Annotated in this window: 7 protein-coding genes; 3 read left to right on the plus strand and 4 right to left on the minus strand. The window is 72.0% G+C overall.

The annotated features are described in order from the left end of the window. Positions 1–68: 68 nt before the first annotated feature. Together SH922_RS27975 and SH922_RS27980 are read left to right on the plus strand one after the other, a co-directional pair. Complete coding sequence (locus SH922_RS27975) at positions 69–1271, plus strand: NAD(P)/FAD-dependent oxidoreductase (protein WP_393060632.1); 1203 nt, start codon at positions 69–71, stop codon at positions 1269–1271. A gap of 173 nt (positions 1272–1444) precedes the next feature. Continuing rightward, positions 1445–2206: a TetR/AcrR family transcriptional regulator gene (locus SH922_RS27980; protein WP_393060634.1), complete on the plus strand. Its 762-nt coding sequence runs from the start codon at positions 1445–1447 to the stop codon at positions 2204–2206. A gap of 200 nt (positions 2207–2406) precedes the next feature. Here the strand turns inward: SH922_RS27980 and SH922_RS27985 are convergent, their stop codons facing one another. From SH922_RS27985 to SH922_RS28000, 4 genes are all read right to left on the minus strand, one after another. Next, positions 2407–4002 (minus strand): MFS transporter, encoded by a 1596-nt coding sequence (locus tag SH922_RS27985; RefSeq protein ID WP_393060636.1) that lies wholly within the window; start codon positions 4000–4002, stop codon positions 2407–2409. Between the two features lie 129 nt (positions 4003–4131). Next, complete coding sequence (locus tag SH922_RS27990; RefSeq protein WP_393060638.1) at positions 4132–5694, minus strand: AMP-binding protein; 1563 nt, start codon at positions 5692–5694, stop codon at positions 4132–4134. Further along, positions 5663–6706, minus strand: a complete 1044-nt coding sequence (locus tag SH922_RS27995; RefSeq protein WP_393060640.1) for a helix-turn-helix domain-containing protein — start codon at positions 6704–6706, stop codon at positions 5663–5665. The genes SH922_RS27990 and SH922_RS27995 overlap by 32 nt, the downstream gene beginning before the upstream one ends. A gap of 29 nt (positions 6707–6735) precedes the next feature. Then, positions 6736–6972, minus strand: coding sequence for an acyl carrier protein (locus SH922_RS28000; RefSeq protein WP_393060642.1), 237 nt, complete (start codon positions 6970–6972; stop codon positions 6736–6738). Between the two features lie 588 nt (positions 6973–7560). Between SH922_RS28000 and SH922_RS28005 the strand changes: the two genes are divergently transcribed. Next, positions 7561–18267: an SDR family NAD(P)-dependent oxidoreductase gene (locus SH922_RS28005; protein WP_393060644.1), complete on the plus strand. Its 10707-nt coding sequence runs from the start codon at positions 7561–7563 to the stop codon at positions 18265–18267. Positions 18268–18483: the final 216 nt, after the last annotated feature.

Genomic DNA, 18483 nt, shown 5'->3' on the forward strand with positions numbered 1-18483 from the left:
CCCGGCAGGCCCTGCCGGGAGTGGCCCCAGGCGTTCACGTGAGCACTGACCGGAGACGAGGAGTGAGTGTGCTGAACCAGATAGTCGTCGTGGGCGCGGCGGCAGCAGGACTGACCGCGGTGGAGACGCTGCGTGCGAAGGGCTACGAAGGCGGGCTGACGCTCGTCGGTGACGAGCGCCATCCGCCGTACGACCGGCCGCCCCTCTCCAAGGAGTTGCTGAGCGAGGGCTGGGAACCCCCGAGCACCTGGTTGCGCAAGGAGGACGTGCTGTCGGCCGTCGATGTCGATCTGCGCCTCGGCTGCCGGGCCACCGGCCTGGACCAGGCCGCCCGCACCGTCACGCTCTCCACCGGTGAGAGGCTGCCCTACGACGCGGCGATCATCGCGACCGGACTTCGGCCTCGCAGGCTGCCGTGCGGGGACGGTCTGCGGGGCGTCCATGTCCTGCGTTCACTGGACGACGCGGTCCGCCTGCGCGAGGCGCTCCTGGCAGGACCCAAGGTGGCGGTGATCGGGGCAGGTTTCCTCGGTGCGGAGATCGCCGCCACGGCGCGCGGTGCCGGGCTCGAGGTGACGCTGATCGACACGAACGACCAGCCGCTCGCGCGCCAGGTCGGTGAAGAGATCGGCGGGCTCGTGGCCGGCCTGCACCGTGACCACGGAGTACGGCTCGTGCTCGGCGCGGATGTCGTGGGCATGGCTCGGGACGGCACCGGTGTCCGCGGGGTGCTGCTGTCGGACGGCACCGTCGTCGACGCCGATCTGGTCGTCGTCGCGATCGGCTCGGTACCCGCCGTGGACTGGCTCGCCGATTCCGGACTGCCCCTGGGGGACGGGGTCCTGTGCGACACCTACTGCCGGGCCGCCCCCGGGGTGTGGGCGGCGGGGGACGTCGCCAACTGGCCCCACCCGATGGTGGCCGGGGCCCGGGTCAGGCTCGAACAGCGGACCAACGCCGCCCAGCAGGCCATGGCGGTCGTCGCCAACCTGCTGGCCGGCGACGCGGGCGCGCAGCCGTACACCCCCGTGCCCTTCGGGTGGACCCATCAGTTCGGGGAGAAGATCCAGACCGTCGGCTGGTGCCCTCCGGACGCACGGACGGAGATCATCAGCGGGTCCACCGCGGACCGGGAGTTCGTGGCCGCGTACCACCGCGACGGGATCCTCGTCGGCGGGGTGGGCTGGAACAGCGCGCGCGGCCTGCGGCAGTGCCGGCTGCTGCTCGGCCGGCCGTCGACGGAGCTGGCCGCCACGGCGGCGGGCGTCTGACGTACTCACCGGGAGGCGGGCGGGAACCGCCCGGTGCTTCACCGCGTGCGGTGTCGTACCGTCTCCCCACCCCGGTCTCACACCGGCTCCGCGTACGGCGGACCCGAGGCGTATACGATGCTCTATGCGTGCGTGATACGCATGGGAAGGCTTCCGATGAAGGCAGGCACGAGATGACTACTGGTGAAGGAACGAGCTCGGAAGGCATCGGCCTGCCGAACAGCATCGCGGTGCTCTGGGAACTGCGGAACCGGGAACAGCGCACCGCGCGCACCGGTCTGAGTGTCGAGCGCATCGTGACGGCCGCGATCGAGTCGGCGGACGCCGACGGTCTTGCCGGGCTGTCCATGTCCCGTGTCGCCAAGAGCCTCGACTTCGGCACCATGTCTCTGTACCGCCACGTGTCGAGCAAGGACGAGCTGCGACAGCTGATGCTGGACATGGCCTACGGAACCCCGCCCCGTATCGACACGGCCGACGGGGACTGGCGGGGCGGGCTGGAGCAGTGGGCCCGCGCCTTCCAGGAGGTCTTCCACCGGCACCCCTGGATGCTTCAGATCTCGGTCAGCGGACCGCCCCTGGAGCCGGGCCAGCTCAGCTGGCTGGAGTGCGGCCTGCGCACGCTGGGCGGCACCGCCCTGAGGCCGGACGAGAAGCTTTCCGTGATGATGCTGATGATCGGGTACGTGCGCAACAACGTGCAGATGTCCCTCGGTGTCGTCACCCAGGACATCAGCGAGGCGGACCTGATGGCCAACTACGGCCGCGCGCTGGCCAAGTACGCAGACTCCGCGTCGTTCCCCGCTCTCGCCGAGCTGTTGGATGCCGGGGCGTTCGACGAGCCCGAGGACGACTTCACCTTCGGGCTCCAGCGGGTCCTGGACGGTATCGACGTGCTGGTCCGTATCCGTAACGGCGAGAAGCCGCTCACCTGACGGCCTCACCGGCCGGGACCGCGAAGGCCCGGCCGGTACACGTGGGGCATGCCGGAGCACTTGGGACCGGCGGGGGCACACGGGAGTACAGCAGTACGGGGCGGGGCTGCATACGGACTCGTACGGACTGCATGCGAAAGGGGGCTGGTTCCCCACCCGGCCGGGTGGGGAACCAGCCCCCTTCCTTTGTTTACGGCGCCTCAGCTCGCGGTGGGCTGCATGCGTCCCGGGGCGGGGACGGTCGCCGGCGCGTCGATGTCGAACGGGTCGATCGGCTCGCCCGTCTCGATCGGTACCTTGCGCAGCAGTACGGCGACGATCGCGGCCACCACGACCATGGCAGCGGCCCCGGAGAGCGCTGCCACCTGGAGGCCGTGGGTGAAGGCCTCGCGGCTCGTGGCGAGCAGCTCGGCACCGATCGCGGCCGGCTGCTGGGCGGCGACGGTGGCGGCACCGCCGATGGTGTTGCGTACGGCGTCCAGCGCCTCGCCGCCGAGACCGGCCGGGTTCACCGCGTTCATGTCGTGCCGGTAGATGGCGGAGCCGATGCTGCCGATCACCGCGAAGCCGAACGCGCTGCCGAACTCGGTGAACGTCTCCGAGGTGGCCGTGGACGATCCGGCGTGCTCCTTCGGTGCGGAGGTGACGACGATCTCCGCCGTGAGCGTCTTCGAAGCCGTCATGCCTGCCGCCATCAGCCCCACGCCCACCAGCAGGACGGCGACGTTCGACTCCACCGTGAGGCGGCTGAGCACGCCGAAACCGATGGCCATCACCAGCATGCCGCTGGCGACCAGATAGACCGGCTTGACCTTGCGGGACAGGGCCGAGACGAGGCCGACCGCGATCCCGATCGCCGGCATCACCGCCATGGACCACAGGGCCGCCCGGAAGGGCGTCATGCCCAGCACCATCTGGAGGTACTGGTTGGTGAGGATGCTGACGCCCATGAACGAGAACATCACCATCAGGTTGGTGAGGATCGCCCCGGTGAAGCCGCCGTAACGGAACAGCGAGATGTCGATGAGCGGGTGGGATGTCATGCGCTGGCGCTGTACGAAGGCGATGAGCAGGACGGCGCCGACACCGGCCCAGATCGCGGACTCGCGGGACCAGCCGTCGACGGCCAGCTCCTTGAGGCCGTAGATGAACGGCATGATGCCCGCGATCGACAGGAACGCGCCGAGCAGGTCCAGCTTGCCGCGCGAGGGGTCGCGCCGCTCCGGCAGCAGGATCGGGGCCAGGATCAGCACCAGCACCATCACCGGGGTGTTGATCATGAAGACCGAGCCCCACCAGAAGTTGTTCAGCAGCAGGCCGCCCACGACCGGGCCCAGGGCCGCCCCGGTGGCGAGGGTGCCGCTCCAGGCGGCGATGGCCGACTTGCGCTGCTTGGAGTCGTGGAACATGTTGCGGATCAGGGCCAGGGAGGTCGGCGTCAGCGTGGCGGCGCCGAGCCCCAGCAGGGCGCGCGAGCCGATGAGCATCTCGGGGGTGTCCGCTGTCGCGGCGAGCGCGGACGCGACGCCGAAGACCAGGGCGCCGATGATCAGGAGCTTTCGCCGCCCGAAGCGGTCGCCCACCCAGCCCATCGTGATCAGCGCGCCGGCCAGCACGAAGCTGTAGATGTCCATGATCCACAGCAGCTGGGTGGCGCTCGGCTTCAGCGACTCGCTGATGGGCGTGATCGCGAAGCCGAGTACCGAGATGTCAATGGCGATCAGCAGGGTGACCAGGACGATCACCACGAGGCCGAGCCATTCCTTGAGCCCCGCCCGGGGCTTGATTTCTGTCATGGCAAACGTCCATGCCTTCCTGCGTCATGACCCTGGGTACGTAACACGCTGAGCGTATCAGGTACGCGTCGGCGTGTCGCGTACTCATCCCTGCCGGGCAGGGCCCCGGAGCCCTGTCGCGCCAAGGTCTCAGTGCGTTCGGCCGAGCAGTTCCTGTGCGCGGCGCAGCAGTGCCCGGCGGTCGATCTTCCGGTTGGTGTTGAGCGGGAATTCCGCGATGTGGAAGAAGCGCTGGGGGAGTACGGCCCGTGGGAGCGTGCGGCTCAGCTCGCGGGCCAGGACGACGGGCGGCACGGGCTCGCCGGTGTGGAACGCGGCCAGCGTGATGCCCTCCTCGGAGGGCACAGGCACCGCGACGGCGTCCTCGACCCCCGGGCACCGGCGCAACGCCTCGTCGATCTCGGCCAGTTCGATCCGTACGCCGCGGACCTGAACCTGCTGGTCCAGTCGGCCGAGGTAGAGCAGCTGCCCGTCCTCGCCCAGCCGGATCCGGTCGCCCGTCCGGTAGTAGCGGACTCCGTCCCGGTCGAGGAATCGGCCCACGTCATCGGCCGGGTCCAGATATCCGGCGGTGAGCTGCGGACCGGCGACACACAACTCGCCTTCCAGCGCGTCCGGTTCGCCATCCGCGCCGACCAGCATCCACTCGTGCCCCGCGTGTACCGGACCGATCGGGACGACGCCCGCGACCGAGATCCCGGGCGACGTCTCACGCGACCAGCGGTGCCGGGTGATGGTGATCGTCAGCTCGGTGGGGCCGTAGAGGTTCTCGATGGCCGAGCCCGTCGCCGCGCGCTGCCAGTCAGTCACGTCCTGGCAGGTCACCGCCTCGCCCGCGAAGAAGCTCCAGCGCAGCGAGGGCAGGGCACCGTTCGCGAGCTGGTCGGTGCGACGGATCAGGCTGATCACGCTGGGGGTGGAGAACCAGACGGTGATGCCCTGTTCGGCGACGAAGGCGGGAAGGTCCCGGTACGCGCCCGCCGGAACGGCCACCAGAGTGGCGCCGGCGCCCCACGCGCAGAACAGGTCGAACATCGCGCAGTCGAAGTTCAGATCGAAGTTCTGGGAGAACACGTCGTGCGGACCGAAGTCGTACCGCGCGTCGAGCAGGCCGAAGTAGTGGGCACCGTTGGCGTGCGTGACCGGTACACCCTTGGGCCGGCCCGTGGAACCGGAGGTGAAGAGCACATAGGCGGTGTCGTCGGGTGCGACCGGGTGGGGCCGCGCCAGGCGTGCCGCCGGATCGGGGGCGATCACCCCGTCGGCTCCGTCCGTCGCCCCGTCCGTCGCCCCGTCCAGCAGGGCGGGAAGCGCCACGCCTTCCGCACGCAGCTTCTCCAGTGCGGTGACTGCCTCGGCGTCCACGATCAGCGCCTCCACCCCCGCCGCTTCGAGCATCTGGAGGGTACGGAGCACCGGGAAGGAGGACTGCAGTGGAACCATCGGCACCCCGGTGAACAGGCAGGCCAGGATGCCCGTGTAGGCATCGAGGCCCTTGCCCGCGAGCACGCCCACCGCGGCCGGACGCTCCGGGAGCGCGGCCAGCAGCGAGCCCGCCCAGGTCAGCGCCCGGTCATGCAGCTCCTGGTACGTCAGCGAGGCGTCGCCGACGCGGATGGCCACCCCCTGCGGGGACCGCGCGAGTCCGCGCAGGAAACGGTCATAGAGGGCGTGGGCCGACGTCTGGTCCATGAGTGTTCCCCGGATGGCGGTGGATGGATGAGGTGGAGCGGTGCTCGATGCCCGCGAGGCTCCCGCCGGACACCGGACCGCCGAGCGGCTCGTACGGGCTTCCCCGACGGATCTCGGCGAGGGGCCGCGTCGACGGGGCGTCGGTGGGGGTGTGCGGCGGCCGGCCGGATGCCGGGGCGGACTCGTTCGCACCGGGACGCGGCATCGGGCCCGCGACCCGCAGGAGGAACTCGGTGAGGTCGGCCCAGGAGCGGGTGGCCGGCGCATGGTGCAGGGAGACCCGGGGGTTCCTCGCGAGCCACTCGCGTACGTCCCGGGACCGCACCGCTCCGTTCCCGTCCAGAAGCACGTGCAGCCTCGGGTAGGGATGGGCCTGGGCGACCGCGTCCAGGAGGTTCAGGAAGGTGGTCGGCGCGGAGGCCCTGTCGGACCCCGGTCCGGCCCGGTCGAGCAGCAGGGGGCGGAGCCGTTCCTCGGGCCGGTGCCCCGCCCGGTCGTCCGCCCGCAGGACCACGGCGTTCCACGGCGCCGCGCGACAGACGCCGACGACACCGCGATGGGCGCCGGGCGGCAGAGGTGGCACGGCAGGCAGCTGGAAGGTCTCGGGGCGTTGCGGATGCACCCCCCACTTGCGCCACACACGCGCGACCGTGGAGTGGGCGATCCCCAACTCGCCGGCGAGCAGCCGCGACGACCAGTACGGCGCCCGCAGCCGGGCCGGAGGCGTACCGCGGTCGCAGAGCGTGGCGACGAGCACCGCCACCTCGTCCACCGTCGCGGGGCGCCCCGGCCGGGGCAGATCGCCCAGTGCCGCGATGCCTGATTCCTCGTACCGGGAACGCCACTTGAGGACGGTCGGACGGGACACGCCCAGCAGAGTGGCGACCTCCGTGTTGGAGGCACCCCCTGCCGCGAGCAGCACGATCCGCGCCCGCCGTACGAGCCCGGCCGGCGCGGTCGACATACGGGTCAGCGCCTCCAGTCGGGCCCGGTCGCCCTCCTGCAGTCGCAATGCCGGGACTCTATGCATGGTCGCGGCCCTCAGCGCAGACGTTGCAGCGAGTTCCAGAGAACGTCCGGGGTCTTGAATATCTCCAGGGAGAGCGCATCGTCGCGGAAGTGCACGTCGTACGCGGATTCAAGGCCCGCGAGCAGCTCGATCATGCCCAGTGAGTCGAGACCGAATTCACGCATTTCCATGTCCCCGGTGATCGGCTCATCCGGAGGAAGGAAGGACAACTGCTTCCGAAGGAGAATGTCGAACTGCTCATCCCACATGATGACTCCGGTTCAGGCGTGAAGGGGTGGATGGTTGTTCCGGGATCGCCGGACTGCACCGGTGCCCCGGCGCAGAGCTGCCTGCGGGCATCGACGGAAGTGCCGAGGAAGCCGCCCGATGGGTGGCAGTGCGGAAACGAATGGACGGGCCGGAACGGAGACGGGAAACAGCCGGCCGCCCACATGCCCGGCAGGAATGGGGTACCTGGCCCCGACGCTAGTCCCGGCAGGCCCGGACCAGTACCCCTACCCGCCCCTATGAAGGCGCCGCGCCGAAGTCGCCATCGGCTGTGGGCTGGGCGCAAGCCGCTCGTGCCCGCGCCCTCCCTCGCAGGTGAGACCTGTCGGGCGGCACCCAGGTCAGCCGTGTTCCGCCCGCCGGGACGGTCCGGTGACCCCACCCCGGCTCTGGGGTGACCGGGGTCGGGCAGGGGCCCGATTGTGGGGACCCAGGGCACGACTAAGGGGTGGGCAACAGGTCCGTCGACACCGTAATTTTCCGAGTGGCCCCACTCTTCATTCTCTTCATTCCGCCATTCGCTCGGGTCCGCGGTCCGCTGAACGTCATGACACAGGAGGGCATGCTCGGTGAGTAACGAGGAAAAACTTCTCGAGTATCTGCGCCGGGCGACAGCCGACCTGCGCGACATGCGTAAAAGGCTCGCTGCCGCAGAACGCAAGTCCAGTGGCGAGCCGATTGCGATCGTGGGGATGGCGTGTCGTTATCCGGGTGGGGTGGGTTCTCCGGATGAGTTGTGGGATCTGGTGGTGGAGGGCCGGGACGGTGTGTCGGGGTTTCCGGTGGACCGTGGGTGGGATGTGGAGGGGCTTTACGATCCGGAGCCGGGGAAGCCGAATCGTACGGTGACGCGTGAGGGCGGCTTCCTGTATGACGCGGCTGATTTCGATGCCGGGGTGTTCGGGATTTCGCCGCGTGAGGCGTTGGGGATGGATCCGCAGCAGCGGTTGTTGCTGGAGGCGTCCTGGGAGGCGGTGGAGAGTGCGGGGATCGATCCCCTCTCCCTGAAGGGCAGCCGGACCGGCGTCTTCGCCGGCGTCATGTACCACGACTACGCCCTGGGCACCGAGGCCGCCGCCACGACCGGTGGCAGCCTCGTATCGGGTCGCGTCTCCTACACCCTCGGCCTCGAAGGACCGTCGGTCACGGTGGACACCGCGTGCTCGTCGTCGCTGGTTGCCCTGCACCTGGGCGCCCAGGCACTGAGGTCCGACGAGTGCTCGATGGTGCTGGTCGGCGGCGTGACGGTGATGCCGACGCCGGACATGTTCCTCTACTTCAGCCACCAGCGCGGCATGGCGAAGGACGGCCGCTGCAAGTCCTTCGCCGCCGATGCCGACGGCACCGGCTGCTCGGAAGGCGTCGGCGTCCTCATGCTGGAGCGCCTCTCGGACGCCCAGCGGAACGGGCACCCGGTGCTTGCCGTGGTCCGGGGAAGCGCCATCAACCAGGACGGCGCCTCCAGCAGCATGACGGCACCGAACGGCCCGTCGCAGCAGCGGGTGATCCGCGCGGCGCTGGAGGGCGCGGGGCTGACCGCCACGGACGTGGACCTGGTGGAGGCACACGGGACAGGCACCCGGCTGGGTGACCCGATCGAGGCGCAGGCGTTGCTGGCGACGTATGGGCAGGGGCGCCCGGAGGGCGATCCGCTGTGGCTGGGCTCGCTGAAGTCGAACCTCGGCCACACCCAGGCTGCTGCGGGTGTGGGTGGCGTGATCAAGGCGGTGGAGGCGATTCGGCATGGTGTGTTGCCGAAGACGTTGCATGTGGATGTGCCGACGCCGCAGGTGGACTGGGCTGCGGGTGCGGTGGAACTGCTGACGGAGTCGCGTGCGTGGCCGGAGCGGGATCGTCCGCGTCGGGTGGGTGTGTCGTCGTTCGGTCTGAGTGGGACGAACGCGCATGTGATCGTGGAGCAGGCTCCGGTGGTGGAGGAGCCGGAGCCGGTGGCCGTCGCTGAAGTGCCGGTGGTTCCGGTGGTGTTGTCGGCGCGGAGCGAGGCGGGGCTGTCCGGGCAGGCCGGGAAGCTTCTGGCCCGGATCGAGTCCTCTGGTTCTTCTCTGCTGGATGTGGGTTTTTCGTCGGTGGTGTCGCGTGCGGTGCTGGAGCATCGTGCGGTGGTCGCGGCTTCGGACCGTGAGGAGTTGGTACGGGGCCTGAGCGCACTGGCCAAGGGCGAGACGTCGTCTTCGGTGGTGCGTGGGTCGGCGCGGCCGGCGGGCAAGGTCGCGTTCCTGTTCACGGGTCAGGGTGCGCAGCGGATCGGTATGGGACGGGAGCTGTATGAGGCGTTCCCGGTGTTCGCGGAGGCGTTCGACGCGGTGCTCGCGGAGCTGGATGCCCGGTTGGGGCGTTCGCTGCGTGACGTGGTCTGGGGTGAGGACGCCGGCCTGTTGAACGGGACGATGTTCGCCCAGGCCGGTCTGTTCGCGGTCGAGACGGCGTTGTTCCGGCTGGTGGAGTCCTGGGGTGTGCGTCCGGACTTCCTGGTCGGCCACTCGGTCGGTGAGATCGCGGCCGCGCATGTGTCTGGTGCGTTGTCGTTGGCGGATGCGGCTGAGTTGGTGGTGGCGCGTGGTCGGTTGATGCAGGCGTTGCCGGCTGGTGGGTCGATGGTGGCGGTGGAGGCGGCGGAGGCTGAGGTGCTTCCGTTGCTGAACGGTGAGGTGGGCATCGCTGCGGTCAACGGTCCGCGTGCGGTGGTCGTTTCGGGTACGGAGGCGGCGGTTGCTGATCTGGTGGAGAAGTTCGCTGGTCAGGGCCGTCGTACGAGTGTGTTGCGGGTGTCGCATGCGTTCCATTCGCCGTTGATGGAGCCGATGTTGGCGGAGTTCGGGGCGGTGGTGGCCGGGCTGGAGTTCGGTGCCCCGTCGATTCCGGTGGTGTCGGGTGTGTCCGGGGATCTGTCGGAGGGTTGGGGTTCGCCGGAGTACTGGGTGCGGCATGTGCGGGAAGCGGTGCGTTTCGCGGATGCGGTGTCGTTCGTGGTGTCGCGGGGTGTGACGTCGTTCGTCGAGGTGGGTCCGGACGGTGTGCTGAGTGGGATGGCGCAGCAGTCGGTGGACGCGGAGTCGGCGACGGTCTTCGTCCCGCTGGTGCGCAAGGGTCGTCCCGAGCTGCCCACGGCCGTGGCGGCGTTGGGGCAGTTGCATGTGGCGGGTGTTCCGGTGGACTGGGCCCGGTTCTTCGATGGTTCGGGTGCCCGCCGTGTCGATCTGCCGACCTACGCCTTCCAGCGCGAGCGGTACTGGATGGAAGCGGAACTCGGCGCCCTCGACGCGGGTTCGTTGGGGCTGGACCAGCCCGGCCACCCCCTGCTCGGTGCCGCCGTCACTCTTCCCGGAACGGACGGGCCCGTGCTGACGGGGCGGCTGTCCCTCGACAGCCAGCCGTGGCTTGCCGACCACCGGATGGGCGCGTCCGTCCTGTTCCCCGGGACGGGTCTGGTGGAGCTGGCGCTCTGCGCCGGCGCGCAGGTCGGATGCGACGTGCTCGACGAGCTGACCCTCCAGGCACCCCTCGTGCTGCCGCCCCGCGGCGGCGTCCAGGTCAGGGTCCTGGTGGGGGCCGACGACGGTACCGGCGCCAGGAGCGTCGCTGTGCACGCGCGGCACGAGGACGACGAAGCGGGCGACACACCGTGGACCCTGCACGCCGACGGTGTGCTGCTCCCGGATGCGTCGGCACCCGTCTTCGACGCCTCCATCTGGCCACCTGAGGATGCCTCTCCGGTAGAACTGGGCGATGTCTACGGCCAGTTGGCCGTGCAGGGGTACGAGTACGGACCGGCGTTCCAGGGGCTCGAAGCGGTCTGGCGGCGCGACGGCGAGATCTTCGCGGAGGTGGCCCTGCCCGAGGTGTCGGCCCCGGACGCCGAGCACTACGGCCTGCACCCCGCCCTGCTCGACGCCGCGCTGCACGCCTCTCTCCTCGACGGGGCCGACGCGATGCCGGGCGACGAGGGAACGGCACAGCTTCCCTTCGCATGGAAGGGCGTCCGCCTCCACGCCACGGGCGCAGCCCGGCTCCGGGTGAGGATCGCACCATCGGGTGCCGACAGCATCACCGTGGACGGCGCGGACACCGAAGGACGCCCCGTGTTCTCCGTGGGCGCCCTCGTCACCCGGCCGGTGTCCGTCGCGGCCACGACCGGAACGTCACAGCGCGGTTCCCTGTACTCCGTGCGATGGACGCCGCTCACGCCGGCTGCCGCCCCCGACGTCGTCGCCGTGCCCTGGGACGACCGGGACGGTGGCTCCGTGCCCGAGGCTGCCGTGCTCGTCTGGGAATGCCCGCCGCCCGTCGGCGACATGGTGTCCGGGGCCCACGAACTGACCGCCCGCGCCCTCGGTGTCGTGCAGGAGTGGCTGACGGACGAGCGGTTCGCGTCCACCAGGCTGCTCGTGGTCACCCGGGGAGCGGTCGCCCTGCCGGGCGAGACGCTCACGCATCCGGCTGCTGCGGCTGTCGCCGGTCTGGTGCGGTCTGCTCAGACCGAGAATCCCGGGCGGATCCTGCTCACCGACACCGACACCGACACCGACACCGACACCGACACCGACACCGACACCGACACCCGTACCGACACCCGAACCGGCGCCCTCGTCCCTCTGGACGTCGCCGCGGTGGTCGCCTCCGGCGAACCCGAGTCGGCGGTCCGGGAAAGCGGCGTGTGGGTGCCCCGACTGGTCCGCCGTGTCCCGCCGGCACGGGACACGACGGACCGCTCCCCGTTCAGTGGCGACGACGCGACCGTGCTGGTCACCGGCGGTACGGGCACGCTCGGCGCCCTCGTCGCCCGTCACCTCGTCACCGCGCACGGCGTCCGGCGGCTGGTGCTCACCGGCCGCCGCGGACTCCACGCACCGGGAGCCGCCGAACTGGGTGCCGAACTGGCAGGTCTGGGAGCCGAGGTCACCGTCGCCGCGTGTGACCTCGCCGACCCGGAGGCCGTCCGCGCCCTGCTGACCTCGCACCCGCCGACGGCGGTCGTCCACTGCGCAGGGGTGCTGGAGGATGCCACCCTCGGCTCGCTCACCGCCGGCCAACTGGCCCGCGTACTGCGGCCGAAGATCGACGCTGCATGGAACCTCCACGAACTGACGGCCCATCTGGACCTGTCCGCGTTCGTACTCTTCTCCTCCGTCGCGGGCGTCCTCGGCAATCCGGGGCAGGCCAACTACGCCGCCGGCAACGCCTTCCTGGACGCCCTCGCCGTCCTGCGGCAGGGGCTCGGCCGCCCGGGGCAGTCGCTCGCGTGGGGACTGTGGGCCGACGGCGACGGCATGGCGAGCGGGCTGGACGGCACCGATCTGCGACGTATGAGCCGCTCCGGCGTGGAACCCCTCGTGCCGGCTCACGCACTGGCACTGCTGGACGAGGCCGGGCAGTCGGACGACGCGCTGCTCCTCCCGGTCCGCCTCGACCTCAGGACCCTGCGCGCGGCGGAGCCGCCGTCGCCGATCCTGTCCGGCCTGGTACACCGCAAGGCGCGTGCCACCTCCGCCGCACCCGCTCGGGAGCCCCGGTCCGGTCTGGCCGCTCTCGCGCCCAAGGAGCGACTGCGCGCTCTGCTCGACCTCGTGCGGGCCCAGGTGGCCTCCGTGCTCGGCCACGGGTCGGCGGCCGACGTGGAGCCCGACCGGGCCTTCACCGAGATCGGGTTCGACTCCCTGACCGCGATGGAGCTGCGTAACCAGCTCGCCTCCGCGACCGGGCTGAGGCTGCCCGCCACCCTGGTCTTCGACCACCCCAACGCCCGTGCCGTCGCCGGGCACCTGGACACCCTGCTCGCGGGCGACAGCACCACCGCAGCCGCCGTAGTCGCCGCACCGTCCGCCGACGACGATCCCGTGGTCATCGTCTCCATGGCCTGCCGGTACCCCGGCGGTGTGCGCTCGCCCGAAGACCTGTGGCGGCTCGTCGACGACGGTGTCGACGCCATCACCGAGTTCCCACGCAACCGCGGCTGGGACCTGGAACGGCTCTACGACCCGGAGTCCGCCCGGCCCGGCACCTGCTACGTACGCCACGGTGGATTCCTGCACGACGCCGCCGACTTCGACCCCGGCTTCTTCGGGATCAGCCCGAACGACGCGCTGACCAGCGACCCGCAGCACCGGCTGATGCTGGAGGTCGCGTGGGAGGCGATGGAGCGGGCGACGATCGATCCGCTCTCGCTCAAGGGCACCGCGACCGGCGTCTTCACCGGCACGATGTACCACGACTACGCGGGCAACAGCGCCGCCGGATCGCTGGGCCCCGGCCGCGTCTCGTACACCTTCGGTCTCGAAGGGCCCTCGTTGGCCGTCGACACCGCGTGCTCGTCGTCCCTGGTCGCGCTGCACCTGGCCGCCCAGGCCGTGCGGTCGGGCGAATGCGGGCTGGCCCTGGTCGGCGGTGTGACCGTCATGTCGACCCCCGAGACGTTCATCGAGTTCGCCCGGCAACGCGGGCTGTCCCGTGACGGCCGGTGCCGCTCGTTCTCCTCGGCCGCCGACGGCGCCGCCTGGTCCGAGGGGGCGGGCGTGCTCGTGATCGAGCGGCTCTCCGATGCCCGCCGGAACGGGCATCCGGTCCTGGCCGTCCTGCGCGGCAGCGCCGTCAACCAGGACGGAGCCAGTAATGGGCTCATGGCCCCCAACGGCCCGTCCCAGCAGCGCGTCATCCGCCAGGCCCTCGCGAACGCGGGACTCGGCGCCGCAGATGTGGACGCCGTCGAGGCCCATGGCACCGGGACCACCCTGGGCGACCCCATCGAGGCGCAGGCCCTGCTCGCCACCTACGGTCAGGACCGCGTCGAGGGCAGGCCGCTGTACCTCGGGTCGATCAAGTCGAACATCGGGCACGCCCAGGCCGCCGCCGGCATCGCCGGGGTGATCAAGATGGTCGAAGCGATGCGGCACGGCGTCCTGCCGACCTCGCTCCACCTGGACGAGCCCTCGTCCCAGGTCGACTGGGAGACCGGCGACGTCACGCTGCTGACGGAGCCGCGCCCGTGGCCCGAACTGGACCGTCCGCGCCGCGCGGGAATCTCGTCGTTCGGTATCAGCGGCACCAACGCCCACGTGATCATCGAGGCGCCGACGGCCGATCGCCGTGCCGCAGCGTCGACCGGGGCCGAGGCCACCCCCGAGGCCGCAGCGTCGACCGGGGCCGACGCCGCCTCTGCCGCCGTTGAGCACGCCGTCCCCGTGCCGTGGCTCCTGTCGGCCCGCGACCCCGAGGGCATAGCCCGCCAGGCCGGGCGGCTGCTGACCCACCTGGAGGCCCGGCCCGGCGCGACCGCACTCGACGTCGCCCACTCCCTGGCCACCACCCGCACCCCCCTGGAACAGCGCGCCGCGCTCCTGGTCACCGACCGCGCGCAGGCCCTGCGCGACCTGGCCGTGCTCGCGGAAGGCGGCTCCACGGCCTCGCTCGTGGCCGCACAGGACACCGGACGCACCGGCGGCGGACCGACCGCGTTCCTCTTCTCCGGCCAGGGTGCCCAACGCCTCGGCATGGGCGAGCGGCTCCACCGCACCCACCCCGTCTTCGCGCATGCCTTCGACGAGGCCGTGGCCGCGCTCGACGTCCACCTCGGCCGGCCGCTCGCCGCCGTCGTCCGCGAGGACGAAGCCGCCCTGAACCGCACCGGGTACACGCAGGCCGCGCTGTTCGCCTTCGAGGTGGCACAGTTCCGCCTCCTCGAGTCCTGGGGCGTCCGCCCCGACTTCCTCGCAGGTCACTCCATCGGCGAACTGGTCGCTGCCCACGTCTCAGGGGCCCTGTCGCTGCCGGACGCCGCACGCCTGGTCACCGCGCGCGGCCTGCTGATGCAGGCACTGCCGGAGGGCGGGGCCATGGCCGCGCTGCGGGCGAGCGAGGACGAGGTGGCACCGCTTCTCACCGGCGAGGTCGCCGTCGCCGCCGTCAACGGTCCCGAATCCGTCGTCGTGTCGGGCACGGCCGCCGCCGTACGGGCCGTGACGGACCACTTCGCGGCGCTGGGCCGCCCGGCCAAGCCGCTCCGGGTGTCGCACGCCTTCCACTCGCCGCTGATGGAACCCATGCTGGCCGACTTCGCGCGCGCCGCCGCAGGGATGACGGTGTCCGAGCCGTCCGTCCCGCTCGTCTCCACACTGACCGGGCGTGCAGTGACGGCCGCCGACCTCGCCGACCCCGCGCACTGGGTCAGGCACGTACGGGAAGCCGTACGGTTCGCCGACGCCGTACGCACCCTGGACGAGGCGGGAGTCACCACGTACCTGGAGATCGGTCCGGACGCGGCACTGGCCGCCCTCGGCCCCGCCTGCCTGCCCGAGACGACCGCTGCCGCGTTCCTGCCGCTCTCCCGCCGCGACCGCGACGAGGCGGCGGAAATCGCGGGAGCCCTCGCGCTCGCCCACGTACGCCATGTTCCGGTCGACTGGGCGAAGTTCTTCGCCGGGACCGGGGCGCGCCGCATCGAACTGCCGACGTACGCGTTCCGCCGCGAGCCGTTCTGGGCGCTGCCCGAACGGGCCGGGGCCGACCTCACCGCCGCCGGACTCGGCGCGACGGAACACCCGCTGCTCGGTGCGGTCGTGGCGCTCCCCGACGGCGGCGCCCTCCTGACCGGCCGGCTGAACCGTTCCGAACTGCCCTGGCTCGACGACCACGACCTGCTGGGGACCCCCGTCCTGCCCGCCGCGGCGTTCGCCGACCTCGCGCTGAGCGCCGGAACGGAGACGGGCTGCCCCCGCCTGGACGAGCTGACCGTGACGGCGCAACTGCCGCTCACGGCCGGCCCCGGCGCCGCACTGCGCGTCACCGTCGGCGCGCCCGCGGACGACGGCCGCCGCACGGTCGAGATCCACTCCAGGACACGGGGTGCGCAGTCGGGAGACGAAGACGCGGCCTGGATCCGGCACGCCCGGGGAGTCCTCGCCCAGCCCGCCGCCGAGCCGGCCGGGGAAACGACCACCTGGCCGCCGCCCGGCGCCACCCCGGTGGATCCGGGCAGCCTCTACGACCGGCTGTTCGCCCTCGGCCACGGACACGGCCCGGCCTTCCGTACCCTCACTGCCGCCTGGCGGCGCGGGGACGAACTCTTCGCCGACGCCGTACTCGACGAGAACACGGCCCGTGAGCAGTGCGCGCTGCACCCGGTCCTGCTCGATGCCGCCGTCCAGCTGGCCCGCTTCGGATCCCTGCCCGCCGGCGCGGAGCCGGACGGCGACGCGCCACTGAGCCCTGCGGCCTGGACCGGTGTGCAGGTGCACCGCGCCGGCGCCACCGAACTGCGGATACGGGTCCGGCCGACCGGCCCGGACCGGGCGTCGTTCGACATCGCGGACGGCCAGGGCCGGCCCGTACTGACGGCCGCGGACGTCGCATGGAAGCCCGTCACCCCGGCCGAACTGACCACCGGCGCCCCCGTGGGCGCGCTGTACCGGCTGGAGTGGGCGCCCGCGCCCGTCGACATCGCCGACCTCGGATCCAGGACCGCCGTGCTCGCCGCCGCCGGACCCCTCGACGACCCGCGCACCGGCCTCCCCTTCCCGGCCTTCGACCCGCGCGACCCCCTGGACGGGGACGCCCCGGACTTCGTCCTGCTGCCGCTGCCCGCCCCCTCCGGCGATGTGCCGGACGCCGTACGTACCCGCACCGCCGAAGTCCTGGCCCACATGCGGGAATTCCTCCGCCACGCGCCGGACGGAGGATCGGCCAGGCTGGTCGTCGTCACCCGGCACGCCGTCGCGGCGGGGGACGAGGCGCCGGACGTCCGCCACGCGGCCGTATGGGGCCTCGTCCGGGCGGCGCAGAGCGAACACCCCGGACGGTTCGTCCTCGCCGACGTGGACGGGCTGGACGCCTCGTCGACCGCGCTGCCGGACGCGCTCGCCACCGGTGCCGACGAACTCGCCGTCCGGGGCGGCACCGTACTCGTCCCGAGGCTGGTCCCGGCGGAACCGGGCGCCGACGCGGCGCCCCTCCCGTCCGGGGGCACGGTGCTCGTCACCGGCGGACTCTCCGCAACGGGCGCTGCGCTGGCCCGCCACCTCGTCACCGCACACGGCGCCGGCCGCGTCCTCGTCGCCGGCGGCGGCGCCGCACCCGGAGCGACGGACGCGCTCACCGACGGCACCGATGCCGAACTGGTGCTCAGCGACTGCGACCCCGCCGACCGCGCCGCGCTCGCCGCGCTGCTGGCCGGCCTTCCCGACGGCCGGCCGCTCACCGCCGTCGTCCACACGGGCCCCGCCGGGGAGAGCGCACCGATCGGCGAGCACACCCCGCACCTCCTGGACGACGCACTGCGCCATCACGCCGACGCCGCCTGGAACCTGCACGAACTCACCACCGGCCTCGGCCTGTCGGCCTTCGTCCTGCTCACCTCGACCCACGGCCTCGTCCACGGAGCCGGTGCGGCCCACAACGCTGCCGCGCACACCTTCCTGGACGCCCTCGCCCGGCACCGGCACGCCCTCGGCCTCCCCGCCACGGCCGTCGCTCTCGCCCCGGGGGACGCCACCACCGACCCCGCGGACGAGCACAGCTCACGCGCCGGCACCGGGCTCCTGCCGCTGACCACCGAGCGCTCCACGGCGCTCCTCGACGACGCGCTGCGCACCCGGACCGCCTCCCTGCTCGCCCTCCACCCCGACCAGGGCGCCCTGCGCTCCCTGGCCGGCCATCTGCCACCCGTGCTCGGCACACTGGTCCGCACTCCCGGCCGCCCCGGAACCCTGCCGGGCACCGGCCTCTCCGCCGCAGCCGACCTGCACAGGCGCCTCGCCGGGCGGGGCGAGGACGAACGGGGCCGCATCCTGCTGGAGCTGGTCCGCTCACACGTGGCCACCCTGCTCGGCCACCCCACGCCCGAGGCAGTGGGTGCCGACCGGGCCTTCCAGGACCTCGGCTTCGACTCACTGGCCGCCGTCGAACTGCGCCGCCGGCTCGGCAGCGCCACCGGCCTCAGCCTTCCCGCCAGCCTCGTCTTCGACCACCCGGACTCCCGCGCCGTCGCGGCCCACCTCACCGGACTGATCGGCGACGGATCCGACGAACAGGACGACTCCGGCGCCCTGTTGGAGATGCTCGACCAGCTCGACGCGAGCCTCACCGCCGCACGGCCCGACGCCGGGGACCGCCCGCGCATCACCTCCCGCCTGGAAGCGCTGCTGCGCCGCTGGCACGACACCCACGGCGACGGCATCAGCCGCGCCGGGGAAGAGGACGACGCACTCGACTCGGTCACCGACGACGAACTGTTCGACGTGCTGGACCAGGAGATCGGACTCCTCTAGTGCCCCCATCCACACGCCCGTCGGACCGACCGGAGCCTCGCCGGGCAGGAACGTCTGCCCCCTCGGCTCCCCGCCTGACAGGACCGTCTGCCCCGTCGGCTCCCCGTCCGGCAGGGCCGTCGGACCCGTCGGCGACCCGCCCGACACGACCGTCGGACCCCTCGGCCTCGGCGCCCCGCCCCGACACCGCGCCCACCACCGACACGCTTTGCCCCG

Source organism: Streptomyces sp. LN549 (genome assembly GCF_043203805.1).
Classification (GTDB): domain Bacteria; phylum Actinomycetota; class Actinomycetes; order Streptomycetales; family Streptomycetaceae; genus Streptomyces.

What these genes read in the sequence shown, in the direction of transcription:
- SH922_RS27980 (WP_393060634.1), top strand. Translation starts at nt 1,445, where the DNA reads ATGACTACTGGTGAAGGAACGAGCTCGGAAGGCATCGGCCTGCCGAAC.
- SH922_RS27985 (WP_393060636.1), bottom strand. Translation starts at nt 4,002, where the DNA reads ATGACAGAAATCAAGCCCCGGGCGGGGCTCAAGGAATGGCTCGGCCTC.
- SH922_RS27990 (WP_393060638.1), bottom strand. Translation starts at nt 5,694, where the DNA reads ATGGACCAGACGTCGGCCCACGCCCTCTATGACCGTTTCCTGCGCGGA.
- SH922_RS28000 (WP_393060642.1), bottom strand. Translation starts at nt 6,972, where the DNA reads ATGTGGGATGAGCAGTTCGACATTCTCCTTCGGAAGCAGTTGTCCTTC.